Origin of the sequence: Terriglobus albidus (assembly GCF_025685425.1) — a bacterium.
GTDB classification, from domain to species: Bacteria; Acidobacteriota; Terriglobia; order Terriglobales; family Acidobacteriaceae; genus Terriglobus; species Terriglobus albidus.
The window spans coordinates 120,827-136,876 of record NZ_JAGTAS010000048.1 but is presented as its reverse complement, the minus strand read 5'-3'; the positions used below and the strand labels follow the sequence as shown (position 1 = coordinate 136,876).

17 protein-coding genes are annotated in these 16,050 nt (G+C 59.1%); 13 read left to right on the top strand and 4 right to left on the bottom strand.

Features of this window, described 5'->3' with window-relative positions; genetic code table 11:
• Positions 1-17: 17 nt before the first annotated feature.
• The 3 genes from OHL21_RS08610 to OHL21_RS08600 form a co-directional block, all read right to left on the bottom strand.
• The gene (locus OHL21_RS08610) at positions 18-2,660 is read right to left on the bottom strand and encodes a SpoIIE family protein phosphatase (RefSeq protein WP_263416848.1); all 2,643 of its coding nucleotides are present in this window, start codon (positions 2,658-2,660) and stop codon (positions 18-20) included.
• 288 nt (positions 2,661-2,948) lie between these two features.
• Positions 2,949-3,311 (bottom strand): helix-hairpin-helix domain-containing protein, encoded by a 363-nt coding sequence (locus OHL21_RS08605; protein WP_263416847.1) that lies wholly within the window; start codon positions 3,309-3,311, stop codon positions 2,949-2,951.
• A 177-nt stretch (positions 3,312-3,488) separates the two neighbouring features.
• Positions 3,489-3,854 (bottom strand): ComEA family DNA-binding protein, encoded by a 366-nt coding sequence (locus OHL21_RS08600; RefSeq protein WP_263416846.1) that lies wholly within the window; start codon positions 3,852-3,854, stop codon positions 3,489-3,491.
• 348 nt (positions 3,855-4,202) lie between these two features.
• Here OHL21_RS08600 and OHL21_RS08595 point away from each other — a divergent pair, with 348 nt between their 5' ends.
• The 12 genes from OHL21_RS08595 (at position 4,203) to OHL21_RS08540 (ending at position 13,233) form a co-directional block, all read left to right on the top strand.
• Entirely contained in the window at positions 4,203-5,003 is an 801-nt protein-coding gene (locus OHL21_RS08595) for a glutaminyl-peptide cyclotransferase (protein ID WP_263416845.1), read from the top strand.
• A gap of 225 nt (positions 5,004-5,228) precedes the next feature.
• A complete protein-coding gene (hisI, locus tag OHL21_RS08590; RefSeq protein WP_263416844.1) occupies positions 5,229-5,570 on the top strand; it encodes a phosphoribosyl-AMP cyclohydrolase in 342 nt (113 codons plus the stop codon).
• Positions 5,571-5,573: 3 nt separating this feature from the next.
• Positions 5,574-6,449: an ATP phosphoribosyltransferase gene (hisG, locus tag OHL21_RS08585; protein WP_263416843.1), complete on the top strand. Its 876-nt coding sequence runs from the start codon at positions 5,574-5,576 to the stop codon at positions 6,447-6,449.
• Complete coding sequence (gene hisD, locus OHL21_RS08580) at positions 6,449-7,711, top strand: histidinol dehydrogenase (protein WP_263416842.1); 1,263 nt, start codon at positions 6,449-6,451, stop codon at positions 7,709-7,711. The genes hisG and hisD overlap by 1 nt, the downstream gene beginning before the upstream one ends.
• A complete protein-coding gene (locus OHL21_RS08575) occupies positions 7,708-8,844 on the top strand; it encodes a pyridoxal phosphate-dependent aminotransferase (protein ID WP_263416841.1) in 1,137 nt (378 codons plus the stop codon). The genes hisD and OHL21_RS08575 overlap by 4 nt, the downstream gene beginning before the upstream one ends.
• A complete protein-coding gene (hisB, locus tag OHL21_RS08570; protein ID WP_263416840.1) occupies positions 8,831-9,493 on the top strand; it encodes an imidazoleglycerol-phosphate dehydratase HisB in 663 nt (220 codons plus the stop codon). The genes OHL21_RS08575 and hisB overlap by 14 nt, the downstream gene beginning before the upstream one ends.
• Positions 9,490-9,834, top strand: coding sequence for a hypothetical protein (locus tag OHL21_RS08565; RefSeq protein ID WP_263416839.1), 345 nt, complete (start codon positions 9,490-9,492; stop codon positions 9,832-9,834). Before hisB ends, OHL21_RS08565 begins: the two co-directional genes overlap by 4 nt.
• Positions 9,831-10,439 (top strand): imidazole glycerol phosphate synthase subunit HisH, encoded by a 609-nt coding sequence (gene hisH / locus OHL21_RS08560; protein ID WP_263416838.1) that lies wholly within the window; start codon positions 9,831-9,833, stop codon positions 10,437-10,439. Before OHL21_RS08565 ends, hisH begins: the two co-directional genes overlap by 4 nt.
• Before the next feature lie 3 nt (positions 10,440-10,442).
• On the top strand, positions 10,443-10,976 hold the full coding sequence (locus tag OHL21_RS08555) for a hypothetical protein (RefSeq protein WP_263416837.1): 534 nt from the start codon (positions 10,443-10,445) through the stop codon (positions 10,974-10,976).
• Positions 10,970-11,749: an imidazole glycerol phosphate synthase subunit HisF gene (gene hisF / locus OHL21_RS08550; protein ID WP_263416836.1), complete on the top strand. Its 780-nt coding sequence runs from the start codon at positions 10,970-10,972 to the stop codon at positions 11,747-11,749. The genes OHL21_RS08555 and hisF overlap by 7 nt, the downstream gene beginning before the upstream one ends.
• Before the next feature lie 184 nt (positions 11,750-11,933).
• Positions 11,934-12,629, top strand: coding sequence for a 1-(5-phosphoribosyl)-5-[(5-phosphoribosylamino)methylideneamino]imidazole-4-carboxamide isomerase (locus OHL21_RS08545; protein WP_263416835.1), 696 nt, complete (start codon positions 11,934-11,936; stop codon positions 12,627-12,629).
• Positions 12,630-12,678: 49 nt separating this feature from the next.
• On the top strand, positions 12,679-13,233 hold the full coding sequence (locus OHL21_RS08540; RefSeq protein ID WP_263416834.1) for a methylated-DNA--[protein]-cysteine S-methyltransferase: 555 nt from the start codon (positions 12,679-12,681) through the stop codon (positions 13,231-13,233).
• Positions 13,234-13,500: 267 nt separating this feature from the next.
• On the opposite strand, the gene OHL21_RS08535 is transcribed toward OHL21_RS08540, so the two are convergent.
• Complete coding sequence (locus OHL21_RS08535) at positions 13,501-14,544, bottom strand: VWA domain-containing protein (protein WP_263416833.1); 1,044 nt, start codon at positions 14,542-14,544, stop codon at positions 13,501-13,503.
• Positions 14,545-14,717: 173 nt separating this feature from the next.
• Here OHL21_RS08535 and OHL21_RS08530 point away from each other — a divergent pair, with 173 nt between their 5' ends.
• Positions 14,718-15,995: a VWA domain-containing protein gene (locus tag OHL21_RS08530; RefSeq protein ID WP_263416832.1), complete on the top strand. Its 1,278-nt coding sequence runs from the start codon at positions 14,718-14,720 to the stop codon at positions 15,993-15,995.
• Positions 15,996-16,050: the final 55 nt, after the last annotated feature.

The window sequence follows — 16,050 nt, the reverse complement described above, 5'->3', positions numbered from 1 at the left end:
AGCAACTAGCAACTGCTTTAGCTGACTCGCATCACTACCAGTGTCATGTCGTCGTGCTGGGGAGCGCCATTTGCGAACTCGTCAGCGCGGCGATAGAGGGCGCGTAACAGGCCTTCTGCTGTCAGCGCTCCGCGGGCGCGTTCCTGTTGAGCTGCGGCGATCATGCGGCACTCGCCCCATTCTTCGTCGCCGTCGTCCATGGCTTCAGAGATGCCGTCGGTGAAGAGCAGAAGGATGTCTCCGGGTTCGAGATAGACATCCCGCTGTTTGTACCCGGTATCACTCTCCAGCAGGCCGATCACCATGCCGGTTACTTCAAGCTCGATGACCTGATCGCCGCGCAGGATTACGGGTGGATTATGTCCGCCGTTGGCGTAGCAGAGACGGCGGCTCGTGGGATCATACTCAGCGTAGAAGAAGGTGGCGTAGCGGTTGGCGGTGCTGCCGTCATAAACCAGCTTGTTGATGTGCCCCATCAGCTCGCCGAGATCGGAAGAGCCGACGAGCGTGAGACCTCGCAGACTTGCGCGAAGACTCGCCATCAACAACGCGGCCGAGATGCCTTTGCCCGAGACGTCTCCGATGGCCAGGCCGAGCAGACGCGGCTGCGGCGAACCATCGTCGCTCTCGCGCTTCACTTCCATGACGTCGTAGTAGTCGCCGCCGATCTCCTGCGCCGGGCGACAGTAGCCGGCAACATCCACGCCCTCGAATTCCGGATAGCTCTGTGGAAAGAGACGTTCCTGCACCTCGCGTGCGATCTCGATATCGCGCGTGACACGCTCGCGTTGGGCAGCTTCGTGCGCGAGAGACTGGAGCAACTCCGCATTCTCAAGCGCAAGACCGGTCTGCGAGGCGACGCTCTCCAATAGACGGCGATCCGTGCGAGAGTACGGCTCTTCGCTGCGCTTGGGACCAAGAGCCATCACGCCAATGAGGCGTCCACGGCCCGGCAGGGGAACCAGCAGCTCAGTCTGAAACTCACTGAGGGCGGCACGTTCTGTATCGCTGGCTTCGAGCAGCCAGTGAGAGCTGTCGTCGATGCGCATCGCCGCCGGGCGCTTTTCGCGGGAGAGCGTATTGACCGTTGCTGAATGCGCCGGTAACAGGACGGGCGAGGTCAGATCGACGCCGATCGCGGCCTGCAGGCGGAAGACATCGCCGCGGCCACGCAGGAAGACTGCCATGCGCTCGATGTGCAGCGTGTCGCTGATGCGCTGGGTGATGGTGCTGAGTAGCGGCCCGGTCTCTGTGAAGTTGTGCGCCTGTTCCGAGAGCTCGCTGAGCACCTGTTCGGCGGAATAGGCCTCGCGGAAGAAGCGGCGGTCGATCTCCTGCTGCAGCCGTCTGGAGAGTACGCCGCGAAAGGCGAAGAAGAGACCGAGCAGAAGGAGAACCAGAACGACATCACGTAATGTGCGATGCGTGCCCGAAGCGGAGAAGAAGAGCGCCAGACGCCAGGAGAAGAGCACCCCAAGCAGCGCGCGGATACCGAAGAGTGTGTAGCGCGCAAAGGCATACTTCGTTCCCTGGCGGACGATCAGGCGAACATCCATGGCCCGCTGTACGACCAGCGCATAAGCGAGTGAGAGCGGAAAGATTGTCAGGACCAAGACGATGCCGAAGCTGAGCCACTGCGGGAAGGTCTCGCTGACATCTTCACCGGTAACGAGCGTGTAGATGACCATGGCGCCAAAGGGAGTGAGCCCGATAAGCGATCCCCAGAAGAGCAGGCGCAGACGGCGGCCGGAGTCGGCGCCGACCTTTTCGGCGAAGATCTTGTGGCTGAAAAGAACGAAGAAATAGGCAACACAGAGAATGCTGAGAAAGCTCTGGATGCGGTCGGTCGGCAAAAACCACGCGCTCATGGCGCGATCGAGCGCCAGGTTCCAGAGGCGCGCATAGCTGTGAAGCAGGTTGAAGGGTATCAGGATAAGCAAAGAGATGCTCAACAGCCACTTGATCCATGGAGCCCGGCGATCGAGGCCGGCACGCTCCGGAAAGAGAACGCCAAACCACATCAGGCAGATGGGCATAGCCATCTGTGCGGTCTCATTCCAGAAGGGGGCAAACCAGATGGTCCAGTCCCCTTGTGGGTTAGCCGGAGAGAGGAGCGCCTCAAAGTAAGGCAGGATGCCAAGGACGAGCCATGCGCTGAGGTCATGCGGCTTGGCAAGGACCACCCAGAGGCCAACAAGAAGAAAGGCCAGGGGAAGAATAACAAGCAGCAGCAATGGGCCGATCCATCCTGCGGGCCTGCCTCCGCCACGGCGGCGCTGCGGCGTGATGAGTTGCCAGCTTACCGTCTGATGTTTCCCATCGGGATGCTGCACCTCCACCTTGATGGTGTCACCGAGATGTGCGTGGGCAAACTCCCGCAGCAGAACGGCCTCACCGGTCAACGCGTGCCCGTTGACCGCAAGCACACGGTCACCGATCTGCAGACCCGCATGGCGAAGAAAGGGGCTCATCCCCTCGATCACACCGTTGTTCAGGCCGAAGGGAGCTCGAATTCCGCGCTCCGCGCCGAAGATGCCCCGCACGATGCGGTACGCGGTATTTCCCCATTGCCCCAGGGCCATGGCGGCGATGAGCAGGAGCAGCAGATACTGCACGACGGCAGAGCGGTGCCTCGGCCGTGATGGGGAAAATGTATGCATCCGTGTCGGTGCTCATCCTAGAGCATTTCCCTGTTGCTGGGTATCCCGGAAGGAGCGTGCAGCGGCGTTTTCATTGCGGAAAACGTCCATAGATGCGAACGCCCTACACAACATCCACAGGGAAATGCTCCTGGCATCGAAGACGAACGAGCAGACCGAATGGTTTACGGAGCAGTTAGAGCATTTTCCCTGTTGCTGGGTATCCCGGAAGGGGCGTGCAGCGGCGTTTTCATTGCAGAAAACGCCCATAGATGCGGATACTCTGGACTACACCTACAGGGAAATGCTCTATTGCTGTGAGGAGTGATGCTCCTGTGAGGAGTGATGCTCCTGCAAGGAGTGATGCGCGACCAGCCGCTCTTTGATGGGTTCGTACGCATCCTGCGGCAGAACGCCACGGCTTACGAGCTGGTTCTTCGCCGTGTAAGGACGGCCTGCAATGACGCGGCGAACGTAGTTGTCGCCCAGTCCCAGCGATTTGAGCTGTTCGGGTGATGCAGCATTGAGGTCCAGCTTAGCGGGAGCGGTCTCGGTTCCATCAGGGGCAATCTGCTGAGCCTCGACAGGGGGTAGTGCGGCGTCAGTAAGGCAGACAAAGGCAGAGAGCCCGAGCGCCAACAGATATGGCAGCAGTTTTCGGGGAGAGATCATTGCTCAACAGTCTCCAAGAATCCAGAGAAGACTACCATGAGCCCCCAATCGCTGGCACGAGCTTTTTTCAGCAGCCCTGGCTGGCGTAGAAAGCCGTATCGGCAAATTGTCAGATGGCGCGTGCCTCGGGGGTGCTCCGAATACCCGCTGTTCCGAGGCAGGCGCCTGAGCCAGGATCTACTTCTTCGCCTGCTTGGCGATGATCTTGTCTTTCACCTTGTCATAGACGCCCTGCGGAAGGATATTTTTGCTGACGAGTTGCGTCTTGTTGGCATAGGGGCGGCCGTCGATGATCTTTTTGGAGTAGACATCGCCAATGCCGGGAATGGCCTTGAGCTGGTCGGCGGTTGCGCTATTGATGTCGACCAGGCCGGAAGCAGACGCTGCGGCGGAACCCGCTGCCGGCTTGCCAGGGGCAGTTGCAGCCGGTTTAGAAGTTGCGGCAGGCTTAGCGGGCTTGCTCTGTGCCTGTGCCGGCGCAGCGGGGGAATACAACAGAGGGATCAGTACCAGCAACAACGCAATGCGATGGAACTTCAACATACGTTTCCTCCTCCCAAATGGGCCGCCAGAGTAACAGAAATAGAGTTAAAAGTTGAAAGTTAAAAGTTGAAGACGTACGGCATGGCGGGATAAGAGTTAAAAGTTGAACGTTGAAATGCTAAGGCTGGCTATGTCTGGGTGCCCCATATCTCGGCATAGCCGAGATGTGGGTTTGCAGGATTCCATGTCCTGTCCAACAGTAGGTAATGAGACATCCGGCCTGTGGCACCGCACCCACATCTGGCGATAAAGCCGCCAGATATGGGGCACCCAATTGTTTGGGTAACCCCAATTCTTCTGGTGACCCTAATTGTTCGGAGATACAAGGATCCTTGTGAGGAATAAGAAATGAGTAACCAGACAATCCGATTGCTTCTCTGCTTCTGTATTGGGTTGTCGGCTCTTCCTCTGGCTGCAGCGCCGGTCGCGGGATATCGCGTGGTTGCAACGTATCCGCATGCGACGGATAACTACACTGAGGGCTTCTTCTACCGGGATGGCATGTTCTATGAGGGCACGGGGCGCGAAGGCGACTCGCGCCTGGCGGTGACCGATCCTGCAACTGGCAAGGTGCTGCAGCAGACCACCACGCTGCCGTCGCAATATTTCGGGGAAGGCATCGTGGACTGGGGCGCGAACCTCTACCAATGGACCTGGGAGACGCATACCGGTTTCATCTACGACCGGTTCTCCCTCAGGCCGATAAGGCAGTTCACTTACGAGGGCGAGGGCTGGGGCATGACCCGGTCTAACCGGGAGATCATCACCAGCGATGGCTCGGCGACGCTGTATTTTCGCGATCCGGTCACCTTCAAAGTGCGGCACACGATTACGGTCCGCGATGATGGCCAGCCGGTAAAACAACTCAATGAGCTGGAATACATCAAGGGTGAAATCTATGCGAACGTCTGGCATTCGGACCGGATTGCCCGCATCTCACCTGCGACCGGCCGGGTTCTTGGCTGGATCGACCTGACCGGCATTCTTCCTGCAGACCAGCGGCGGGACAGTGAGTCGGTCCTGAACGGGATCGCCTATGACGCAAAGCAGAACCGTATCTTCGTGACCGGCAAAAACTGGCCGAAGATCTTCGAGATTAAAGCCGTTCCTAAAGCCGCTTCGACCGGCACGAAACAGAAGACAAATTGACAAAACGGAGGCGTCTTCGGTACTTTCGAAAGTAGAGATATGCGCTTTGTGCACCATCATGGCCACCATCACCATCACGCGATCAGCGTGTCGGCGGCGGTGTCCGGTGCGGTTCAGAAGTAAGCACAGAGACACTCGAAGGATTCAAAGCCCGCTGATGCGCAAAGCCAGCGGGCTTTGTTGTGTCTGCGGCTGATGCGCACGGCAAGAAACGGAAAGCAGGACATGGCAGAACCCATACAGCTCGACTTCGCAAAAGAAAACGGACTCGTCCCCGGCATTGTGCAGGACGCGAACACCGGCCAGGTGCTGATGCTTGGCTTTTTGAATGAGACCAGCTATCAGAAATCGCTGGAGAGCGGCTTCGTCACCTTCTGGTCACGCACGCGCCAGAAGCTGTGGATGAAGGGCGAAACCAGCGGCAATCGCCTGCGCATTGTGTCGATCTCGACCGACTGCGACAGCGATGCGCTGCTCTTCAAGGTGACCGTCGACGGCGACGGCCTGGTGTGCCACGAGGGCACCGTAAGCTGCTTCACCAAACCGATTCAGCAGGAGACGAAGTAAGTCATGGCGAACAAACTGAAGCTTGGTATTCCGAAGGGCAGCCTGCAGGACGCAACCATTGCACTGTTCCAGCGCGCGGGCTGGGAGATTTACGCGAGCGGCCGCTCCTACTTCCCCACCATCAACGATGGAGACATCGAGTGCATGCTGGTCCGCGCGCAGGAGATGGCCCGCTATGTCGAACACGGCGCTCTGGATGCCGGCCTGACCGGCAATGACTGGGTGCTGGAGAACCTGTCGGATGTAGAGCGTGTCACCTCGCTCACCTACTCCAAGCAGAGCCGCCAGAAGGTGAAGTGGGTACTCGCGGTTCCGGAAGATTCGCCCTTCCAGAAGCCCGAGGATCTGGCCGGAAAGATCATCGCCACCGAGCTGGTGGAGTTCACCAAGCGCTATTTCGCCGAGAAGAACATCCCCGTCAAGGTGGAGTTCTCGTGGGGCGCGACCGAAGTGAAACCCCCGATGCTGGCCGACGCCATCGTCGAGGTAACCGAGACCGGAAGCTCGCTGCGCGCCAACCGTCTGCGCATCATCGAGACCCTGATGGAGAGCGAGACCCAGCTCATCGCCAACAAGACCGCGTGGCAGGATGACTGGAAGCGCGAGAAGATCCAGAACATCAGCCTCATGCTCAACGGCGCCATGGCCGCACAGACACAGGTCGGCCTGATGCTGAACGTGAAGAACGACAACCTGAAGGATGTGCTGGCGGTACTACCGGCTTTGAACTCGCCGACCATCTCGCACCTGTCAAACTCGGAGTGGGTGGCGGTGAACACCATTCTGGATGAGTCGACCGTGCGCGAGGTGATTCCCAAGCTCAAGGCAGCGGGCGGCACCGGTATTGTCGAGTATCCGCTGAGCAAGGTGGTTCTTTAATGAAGCTGATCCGCACCTTCGGCAAATCAGCGGCTGAGGCAACGACGGTTATCCAGGAGATCGCGGCGCGTGGAGCAACCTCCACCGCCTCGGTCGCTCCCGCGGTGAAGAAGATCGTCACCGATGTGAAGCGTAAGGGCGACAAAGCCGTGCGCGAGTATGCCCAGCAGTTCGACGGCCTGCAGCCGGAGCAGGACATCCTGGTCGACCCCGCCGAGATGGAAGCCGCGTGGAACGCCCTGCCGAAGCATCTGAAGGCAGCGATGAAAGAGGCCGCGGCCAACATTCACGCCTTTGCCGAAGCGCAGATGCCCGAGGAGTGGATCATTGAACCCGCAAGCGGCGTCCGCACCGGACAGATCGTCCGTCCGCTCGACGCCGTCGGCTGCTATGTTCCCGGCGGCCGCTATCCCCTGCCCTCCACGCTGCTGATGACGACGCTGCCGGCGCAGGTCGCGGGTGTGGAGCGCATCGTGGTCTGCTCGCCGAAGCCCGGGCAGGAGACACTGGCAGCTGCGCATCTCTGCGGCGTTAGCGAGTTCTATCGTGTGGGCGGAGCGCAGGCGATCGCGATGATGGCCTACGGCACCGACTCCACGCCGCCGGTCACACGCATCGTCGGTCCCGGCAATCTATACGTCACTGCGGCGAAGCAGTTGGTCTCGCAGGACTGCGGCATCGACATGCCTGCCGGACCGACAGAGATTGTAGTCACCAGCGATCTTGGCGATGCCCAGGGCATTGCGACCGACTTGGTGGCGCAGGCCGAGCACGATCCGGAGACGCTGGCGATCTTCATCACGACCAATGAGCCGTTGGCCAAAGAGGTACAGAAGCAGGCCAAGGCTCTGGCGCGGAAGAACAAGCTGGCGAAACAGTCGCTGGAGGCGCGCGGCACCATCTTTGTCTGCGAGACGCCGATGGAAGCCCAGGCGCTGACCAATCTGTTGGCTCCGGAACATCTGACCGTCGACCGGCCTGAGGATCTGCAGTGGGTTCGCAATGCCGGATCAGTCTTCATCGGGCCGCACTCGCCACAATCGATGGGCGACTACGTCTCCGGCCCGAACCATGTGCTGCCGACAGGCCGCACCGGCAGATTGCGCGGCGGGCTCTCGGTGATGGACTTCGTAAAACTGATCACGGTGCAGCAGTACACCGCGAAGGGATTGGCCAAGCTGGGGCCGCACGCCATTGCAATGGCCGAGGCCGAGGGCCTGGTGGGTCACGCCGAAAGTGTCCGTGTGAGGTTGAAGCCATGAGCGCAGCACTCAAGTCGCAGGTAAAGCCGCGTAAAGCCATCGACGAGATGCCGGAGTATCATCCGCCGCTGGCCGGACGTACCGGGCTGCGCCTGGACTTCAACGAGAACACCTTCGCTCCCTCGCCGAAGGTGCTGGAACGCATTCGCTCGCTTTCGGCGGAGAGCTTCACCATCTATCCCGAACGCCAGCCGGTAGAACGTAAGCTTGCCAAGCACCTCGGCCTGCATGCGAGCCAGGTGCTGCTGACCAATGCTGTCGATGAAGCCATTCACCTGGTGACCTTCACCTTCCTGAACGAAGGCGATGAGGCGGTAGTCGCGGTCCCCAGTTTCTTCATGTACGACGTCAACGTACTGGCTATGGGAGCAAAGCTGCATCGCATTCTGGCTGACAAGACACTGGCCTTTCCGTATGAGCGCTTTGTTGCCGCGATCAACGAGAAGACCAGGCTCATCATTCTGTGCTCACCGAACAACCCGACGGGCACGACGATGACGAAAGAGCAGATCCGCAATATCGCGAATATGGCTCCGCAGGCGGCTGTTCTGGTGGATGAGGCCTACTACCACTTCTTCGGCGAGACCATTCTGGACGAGCTTGCTTCGCTGCCGAACGTAATCGTCGCACGCACCTTCTCCAAGGCCTACGGTCTGGCGAACCTGCGCGCCGGAGCACTGATAGCTTCGACCGAATTGATGACGCATCTGCGCAAGGCCGCTTCGCCGTACAACGTGAACGGCGTAGCCCTGGCGGCGCTGGAAGCGTCGCTCGACGACGATGTTTATCTCGAGTGGTATGCCGACCAGATTCGCGTTGGTCGTGAGCGCCTGGCCAAAGGTCTGGATGAGCTTGGAATTCCCTACTATCCCTCGCATGCGAACTTCATCCTGATGCGGATCGGGCCGCGCCACAAACAGTTTGTCGCCGATGCCCGCGCGCACGGTGTGCTGCTGCGTGACCGGTCAAACGATCCTGGACTGTCAGGGTGTGTGCGCATCACCATCGGTCCGAATGATCATGTAGAGCGCGGCCTGGCTGCGCTGAAACTGGCGATCCATGCCATGAACTGGACTCCGGCCGAGGCAGGCCTGAGCAAAGGAACAAGCGGAGAAGAACATGAGTACGAGTAAAACCACAAAGAAGAAACCCGTCGCCGCCGCCGCCCCAGCCCCTGCAGTAAAGCCGCTGAAGGCACGTACGGGAACCGTCAAGCGCGATACGACCGAGACGCAGATCGCGCTGAAGCTGAATATCGACGGTACCGGTGTCTATAAGGTCACTACCGGAATCCGCTTCTTCGATCACATGCTGGAGCTCTTCACCCGCCACGGCGGCTTCGACCTGACGCTGACTTGCAACGGCGATCTGGATGTCGATCAGCACCACACGGTGGAAGATGTGGGCATTGCGCTGGGCGAGGCCTTCGATAAGGCCCTGGGCAACAAAAAGGGCATCCTACGCGCCGGCTACTTCGTGATGGCGATGGATGAGACGCTAGCGGTTGCCGCGGTCGATCTCTCAGGCCGCGTGGCCTACGTGGTCGATGACAAGGTGAAGACTCGCCTCGTCGGTGACTTCCAGGCCGAGCTGCTGGCCGACTTCTTCGACGGCTTCGCGCGTGGTGCGCGTGCGAATGTACACGTGAAGACAATGTATGGCCGCAGCAACCATCACAAGATTGAGGCGATCTTCAAGGCGTTTGCACGCGCGCTACGCGGAGCCTGCAGCCGCGATGAGCGCATGGCAGAGATTCTGCCGAGCACGAAGGGATTGCTATGAGTACGGTCAAGTCGCCTGTCGAAAAGAAGCGGCTGAGCCTTCTGCATGATCGCCGTAACTTTTACGGCGAAAATGATAAGGCCAGTCGTAGACGCATTCCTCTCGGCAAGCGGCTTGGACAGCATGCTCTCCGTCGTGCCGCCAAGCGACCACTTTATGACGCGGGCCATTTCGTCGATGAAGATGCTGCTATTGCAGCTGAACAATCCACGCGCGATGCCATCAAAGCCGGGGAACGGAATCTCTTTCGCAAAAGACCGGATGTTCCTCTCGGAAAAATATTGAACGCTCAACGAACTGGTGAGTGGAGAGCGCTCCGCCAGTACTGGTCAAAAGCATGATCGCTGTTATCGACTACAAAGCCGGAAACCTCACTAGCGTTGTGAAAGCGTTGAACTACCTTGGTGCGGAGACCGAGGTCACGCAGTCTCCTGATGTTGTTCGTCGTGCACAAAAGATCGTGCTTCCTGGCGTCGGGCACTTTCAGGCGACACAACTGCTGCATGATCTGAAGCTGACGGAAGCAACGCGCGAAGCGGCAGCCAAGGGCACCCCGTTCCTCGGCATCTGCGTTGGACTGCAGTGGCTCTATGTCGGTTCGACCGAGGCGCCCTCAACCGATGGCCTGTGCCACTTCAACGGCCGTTGCGAACGCTTCCCCGCGGCATGGAAAGGCGCAGAGCTGAAGAGTCCGCACGTCGGCTGGAATTCGCTGGAGCAGATTCGCCCGGATTCGCGACTGCTGCGCGGCATCTCCGATGGCAGCTTTGTGTACTACACGCACTCCTGGCGTGCTCCGGTAAGCGAAGATACGGCTGCGGTAACGAACTACGGTGGAGCGTTCACCGCTGCCGTCGAACGCGACAACGTGATGGGCGTGCAGTTCCATCCGGAGAAATCTAGCGATACCGGTTTGCAGTTGTTGAAGAATTTTCTGGAGATGTGATCGATGGACTTCGAAGCACGCTACGAATTCACCTATCCGCTGTACATGGAGGCAAACCAGTTATTTCGGAAGAAGAATATCCGGACCGCCATCTTCTACGGGCTTATCTGGTTCGTGCTTCCTATCAGTTGTCTCCTCTTGGCGGCAATTCTGGCTGCAGTCAGAATGAACGATCCGTCAGAGAACCCTCCGGACTATTTCGCCATCCTCATGCCTCTTGGATACGCCATTTTTCTATGGGGCCTCCGGTGGTACTGCTTCCGTCGTGCTTACCGTAATATCTTTCCGGGCAAGGTTACGCGCAGAGATTGCTTCCTGGTATTTTCTGACGCGGGAGTACATACAGAGATAGCTGGGGTTGCGAGCAGTGAATGGACTTGGCAGGCGTTCTGCCGCGTCGTCTCGAACGACAAACTCGCCTTGGTTCTTTTTACAAAAACCAAGTTTCTTTGCATTCCGCGTGAGAACCTCACTCCAACTGATTGGGACCAATTTGTCGTGTTCCTGCAATCCAAGGTGGCCTCTACAAAATGCTGACCAAACGCATCATCGCCTGCCTCGACGTCCGTGACGGACGCGTCGTCAAAGGGATTCAGTTCGTTGACATTATCGACGCCGGTGATCCCGCGGAGCTGGCACATCGCCATGCCGCCGCGGGAGCGGACGAGATCGTCCTGCTCGACATCACCGCCACACATGAAGGCCGCGCCACGCTGATCGACACCGTGCGCCGCGCCGCATCGCAGCTCTTCATTCCGTTCACCGTCGGTGGTGGGATTCGTTCTGCCCAGGAAGCCGAGGCAGTCTTCACCGCAGGCGCGGACAAGATCAGCATCAACTCTGCCGCTATCGCGCGGCCGGAGTTGATCGGTGAGATCGGCGGAGCCTTCGGGGCACAGGCCGTTGTCGTTGCTATCGATGCACGTCGTGCTGCTGACTCACCTGATCCGGTCCGCAACGCCGAGGTCTACGTTGCCGGTGGACGCAAGCCCACAGGCCGCAAGGTCGTCGATTGGGCGCGTGAGGCGGAAGATCGTGGCGCAGGTGAGATTCTGCTGACCAGCATGGATTCCGATGGAACACGCGCGGGCTTCGACTGTGAGCTGACCGCTGCTGTCTCCGCGGCGGTACAGATTCCCGTCATCGCCAGTGGTGGTGCGGGCACTGCGCAGCACTTCGCCGATGTCTTTACTCGCGGCAAAGCCGATGCGGCGCTGGCGGCGAGCATCTTTCACTTCGGTGTCACCTCAAGCCGCGCGCTAAAAGAAGAACTGGCGAAAAGCGGCATCCCGATGAGACTGCCGTGCTGAGGGGCGAAACTCGCTTCGCGAGTTTCGCGTTGAAAGTTAAAGGTTGAAAGTTGAAGACGTACCGTATGGGTGGGGTTGAGTGATTGCCTGCTTCAGAGGAAAGATAAGACGGCGCGTCCTTCGCTAAGCTCAGGATGACAAAACAAAAATGAGTAAGATTCAACGTTAGAAAGGTTGTCGTGACGTGCTGATTCCATCCATTGACCTGATGAACGGAAAGATTGTGCAGCTTCGCCAGGGAGCGGAGCTGAAGCTGAGCTTCGATGACTTCGACTACTGGATTAATCGCTTCAGCAAGTATCCGCTCGTACAGTTGATCGATCTAGACGCCGCTATGCGCAAGGGCGACAACCGTGCGCTGATCCACGACATCGCGAAGCGTCTGCCGGTACAGGTAGGTGGCGGCATTCGCACCGCCGACGATGCCCGTGCACTGCTGGATAGCGGAGCCAAGCGTGTGATCTTCGGTAGTTCGCTCTTCAACACCGAGCCGGACGCCAAACCCGACCAATTAATCCGCAAGGACTTCGCCGCATCCCTCCAGAAGGAAGTGGGCGAAGAGAACCTGGTCTTCTCTGTCGATACCAAAAACGGCAAAGTTGCCGTACGCGGATGGCAGGCCAACGTCGATCTCACGCCGGAAGAGGCCATCACATGGCTGGAACCGTACTGCGCTGCCTTCCTCTACACCCACGTCGATACCGAGGGCACCATGCAGGGCTTCCCCATCGATACCGCCGCCATTCTGCGCGCCACGACCACGAAGCAGTTGATTGTCGCCGGTGGTATCCGCTCGAAGCAGGAAGTCGATGATCTCGACGCCTTTGGCGTGGACGCTGTTGTCGGTATGGCCGTCTACTCGGGAGCGATGGACGCCTGACGCTCGCGGTGGGCCGGCAGACGATCTATGATCAAAACACGGTTGTGTCATGAAGAAGCTCTACTCCAGCATCTTTCAGACTCCGCTCGGACTGATGATCGCCATGGCCGAAGACAACGGCCTGGTGCTGCTGGAGTTCTACGACCGGCCCGCTCTACCCACTGAAGAACACGAGCTGCAGAAGCGCTACGGCTACACCATTCTGCCCGGACGAACATCGCATCACGATGCCATTGAGCGGGAGATCGCGGAGTACTTCGCCTGTACCCTGCAGGAGTTCACCGTACCCCTCATCACTCCGGGCACAAGCTTTCAGCTTCGTGTGTGGAATGCCCTGCGACAAATTCCCTACGGTACAACCGCGAGCTATGGCGAACTTGCCATCGCCGCCGGTACAACCATGGGCGCATCGCGCGCAGTCGGTGCGGCCAATGGACAGAACCGTCTCGCCGTGGTGATCCCCTGCCATCGCGTAATTGGCGCTGACGGATCGCTGACCGGCTACGGCGGTGGAAAGCATCGCAAGGAAGCGCTGTTGAGGCTGGAACGTGCGACCAGGTTCGATGGCCCCCCGGCCGAGCAGGCCTCTCTATTTCCGGAGTAGGCAGAGTAGGCAAACAGTTGAAAGTTAAAGTTGAAAGTTGAAGACGTACGGTATGGGTACCGAAAGTTCATTGCCTGCCTCACATATGGGTGGGAGCAGTGGGCTTCAGCCCGCTGATTTTGACCTTTGAAGGAATGGGCTTTAGCCCTGGGTTTTCTATCCAAAACCCAAGGCTAAAAGCCCATTTCTCTAGACGTGCTAGACCGAGGGCTGAAAGCCCTCGGCTCCCACCAATTCGAGCTTCGCTCGAATTGGATAGCACCCTTTCTAGTCCTTCGCCGCTTCGTCGATCGCGTAGTATCCACGGCGTGCCTGGACCTTCAACCCTTTGCCGCAGTCGATCTCCTGTTTACGGAAGGTGCCGTCCAGCTTCAAGTTCGTTGGCGTATAGCTCATAAGGTACTGTGTGCGAAGTTCATCGCTGATCTGAGTAAACGCATCCTTCAGCTTTTTCCCGTTGGAGCCGACATCGATCATGCGTCCGCCGGTCTCTTCGGCCAGCTTCTTCATGTAGCCACCACCGCCACCGCCGAAGGTGATGCCGCCGTTGGAGTAAAAGCTACGGTCTTCCACCAGAATGACGTAGACGATGGCGTTAGCCTTCTGCGCTGTCTCGATGGAGGACTTCAGCGTCTCCTGGCTGCCCTGGTCGACGCCGTCGGTCAGCATGACGATCACCTTACGGCCGGCCTCGGGACGAAGCTTATCGTGGGCTGCCAGGTAGACCGCGTCATAGAGCAGCGTTCCGCGCGGGTTGCTGGTCGGTACCGGTCCGCCGCCGATGCCGGGAATACCGCCGGAGGAAGATGAGGTGTTGATCTGGGCCTTGCGAATCTGGCGGTCAAGCTCACGTTGATTGTTGGTGTAGTCCGCCAGCAGGTCGACATTCACATCGAAGGTGATGAGGAAGGCCTCGTCCTTCGGCGTGAGAACGTCTTTCAGGAACTCGGAACCCGCATCCTGCTCCATGGGGAGCATGCGCTCCATGCTGCCCGAGGTATCCAGCAGGATACCGATCGTCAGCGGAAGGCTCTTTTCCGTCGTGAAGTTCTTGATGGTCTGCGGATTGCCGTCTTCGCGAACGGAGCAGGAATCTTTGGTCAGATCTGTGACGAATCCGTTCTTGTCGCGGACGGAGAAGTAGGTGTTGACCAGATTGACGTTCACCCGAAGGGTGGGTTGGGCGTCAGTGGCCTCCTGGGCGGCGCTGGGGGCGGAGCTCATAGGCGGAGCGCCGCCGGGGGACGGAGCCTCCTGGGCAAGCACCGAGACGCACGCCAGGGTTAACACTGCTGCAACACACCACGTCATTCGCTGCATATCATCCTTTTAGACGCCGTTTGCGGCCATTGGTGCACGTCAGGAGTTTGATGGCACCTTCCAGCAACCCCAACCATACTCCAGCGTCAAAAACTATAGAAGGCGGTGACTCCGAATCACCGCGCTGGTAGTCTTCTATAGGTAAGAAAGCGAGGCAAGATCTAGTGAAACTGGGACTTATGGCAGGCGTCATGGCAGTTGCCCTGGCGGGGCAACAGTCGGCGACGCAATCCGCACAGCAGCAGGCCATCCCGGACGCTCCTTCGGCCGCGCCCTCGCCGGTCTTTTCGGGCATTGCGCCCGGCAAAGGCACGGTACCCGACGCCCCCAAACCGGCAAATGAGAACCAGGTCCCGCAGGCGGCAAAGCCCCCTGCGCCGGACGACAATCCAGGCCCACCGCCGGACCTTCCAGCGCCGGGTGAGGCTCCGGCGTATATTCTGCGCACGAACGTCAACTTCGTGCAGGTGCCTTTCACCGTCAAGGACAATAAGGGCAATCTGGTCTACGGCCTGACTTGGCGAGATGTACGAGTGTACGAGAACAACATCCGCCAGGAGATCAAGCTCTTTACCGTTGATCCTTTCCCACTCTCGATCGCCCTGGTCATTGACCAGAGCCTGCCCTTCAACGTCATGGAGAAGGTGAACTCATCGCTCGGAGCCCTGCCCGGCGCCTTTACGCCACAGGACGAGGTAGCGGTCTTTACGTACAACAACGGCACCAAAAAGCAGACGGACTTTACCGGCTCCCAGTCGGCCCGTCTGCCGGCAATTCTGGAACGGTCGAAATCGAAGGGCCGCGAAGTGGACCTCTACGACAACACTGGCCCGCTGGCACAGACGACCACGATCAACGGCCGCCAGTTCGACGCCAACACCTCGCCTCGCCGCAACCAACAGGGTATGACCCTGACCATTCCAAAGGAACAGCACACCCTGAACGATGCGATCTTTGCCGCGGCCGAGGAGCTGGCAACGCGTCCGAAGGATCGTCGCCGCGTGATCTACGTCATCTCTGACGGTAAGGAATATGGCTCGCATGCCAAGTTCACCGAGGTTCGCCGCTATCTGCAGACCAACCAGATCTCGGTCTGGGGCACGCTGGTGGGCGACTCTGCCGCATGGGGCCTGGGCTGGGTAGAGAAGTTCCACCTGCCGATGATGATGCAGGACAACATCCTGCCGAAGTACGTCAACGCCACCGGCGGCACGCTGTACTCCGAATGGCGGCAGCGGGCGATCGAAGACAGCTTTGCCGAAATCGGTCGCACGATGCGCGCCCAGTACACGGTTGGCTATTACACAAAGAACTTTATCGACGGAAAGTATCGCTCCATCGATGTGCGTGTGATGCGTCCGAACCTGACCGTCACAGCGAAGGAGGGTTTCATCCCAAGCCTTCGCGATGCCCGGGAGAACACCCCTACCCGCGTCCGATAAATCATCAAAGGGCTCAGTTCCTGGCCACACAACCGGCCACGGGAACTGAGCCTTT

Excerpts from the sequence above, each read along its gene's own strand:
- OHL21_RS08610 (WP_263416848.1), bottom strand. The coding sequence starts at position 2,660 with ATGCATACATTTTCCCCATCACGGCCGAGGCACCGCTCTGCCGTCGTG.
- OHL21_RS08555 (WP_263416837.1), top strand. The coding sequence starts at position 10,443 with ATGGACTTCGAAGCACGCTACGAATTCACCTATCCGCTGTACATGGAG.
- OHL21_RS08595 (WP_263416845.1), top strand. The coding sequence starts at position 4,203 with ATGAGTAACCAGACAATCCGATTGCTTCTCTGCTTCTGTATTGGGTTG.
- OHL21_RS08535 (WP_263416833.1), bottom strand. The coding sequence starts at position 14,544 with ATGACGTGGTGTGTTGCAGCAGTGTTAACCCTGGCGTGCGTCTCGGTG.
- hisF (WP_263416836.1), top strand. The coding sequence starts at position 10,970 with ATGCTGACCAAACGCATCATCGCCTGCCTCGACGTCCGTGACGGACGC.
- hisB (WP_263416840.1), top strand. The coding sequence starts at position 8,831 with ATGAGTACGAGTAAAACCACAAAGAAGAAACCCGTCGCCGCCGCCGCC.
- OHL21_RS08600 (WP_263416846.1), bottom strand. The coding sequence starts at position 3,854 with ATGTTGAAGTTCCATCGCATTGCGTTGTTGCTGGTACTGATCCCTCTG.
- OHL21_RS08605 (WP_263416847.1), bottom strand. The coding sequence starts at position 3,311 with ATGATCTCTCCCCGAAAACTGCTGCCATATCTGTTGGCGCTCGGGCTC.
- OHL21_RS08575 (WP_263416841.1), top strand. The coding sequence starts at position 7,708 with ATGAGCGCAGCACTCAAGTCGCAGGTAAAGCCGCGTAAAGCCATCGAC.
- hisH (WP_263416838.1), top strand. The coding sequence starts at position 9,831 with ATGATCGCTGTTATCGACTACAAAGCCGGAAACCTCACTAGCGTTGTG.
- OHL21_RS08565 (WP_263416839.1), top strand. The coding sequence starts at position 9,490 with ATGAGTACGGTCAAGTCGCCTGTCGAAAAGAAGCGGCTGAGCCTTCTG.
- hisI (WP_263416844.1), top strand. The coding sequence starts at position 5,229 with ATGGCAGAACCCATACAGCTCGACTTCGCAAAAGAAAACGGACTCGTC.
- OHL21_RS08540 (WP_263416834.1), top strand. The coding sequence starts at position 12,679 with ATGAAGAAGCTCTACTCCAGCATCTTTCAGACTCCGCTCGGACTGATG.
- hisD (WP_263416842.1), top strand. The coding sequence starts at position 6,449 with ATGAAGCTGATCCGCACCTTCGGCAAATCAGCGGCTGAGGCAACGACG.
- hisG (WP_263416843.1), top strand. The coding sequence starts at position 5,574 with ATGGCGAACAAACTGAAGCTTGGTATTCCGAAGGGCAGCCTGCAGGAC.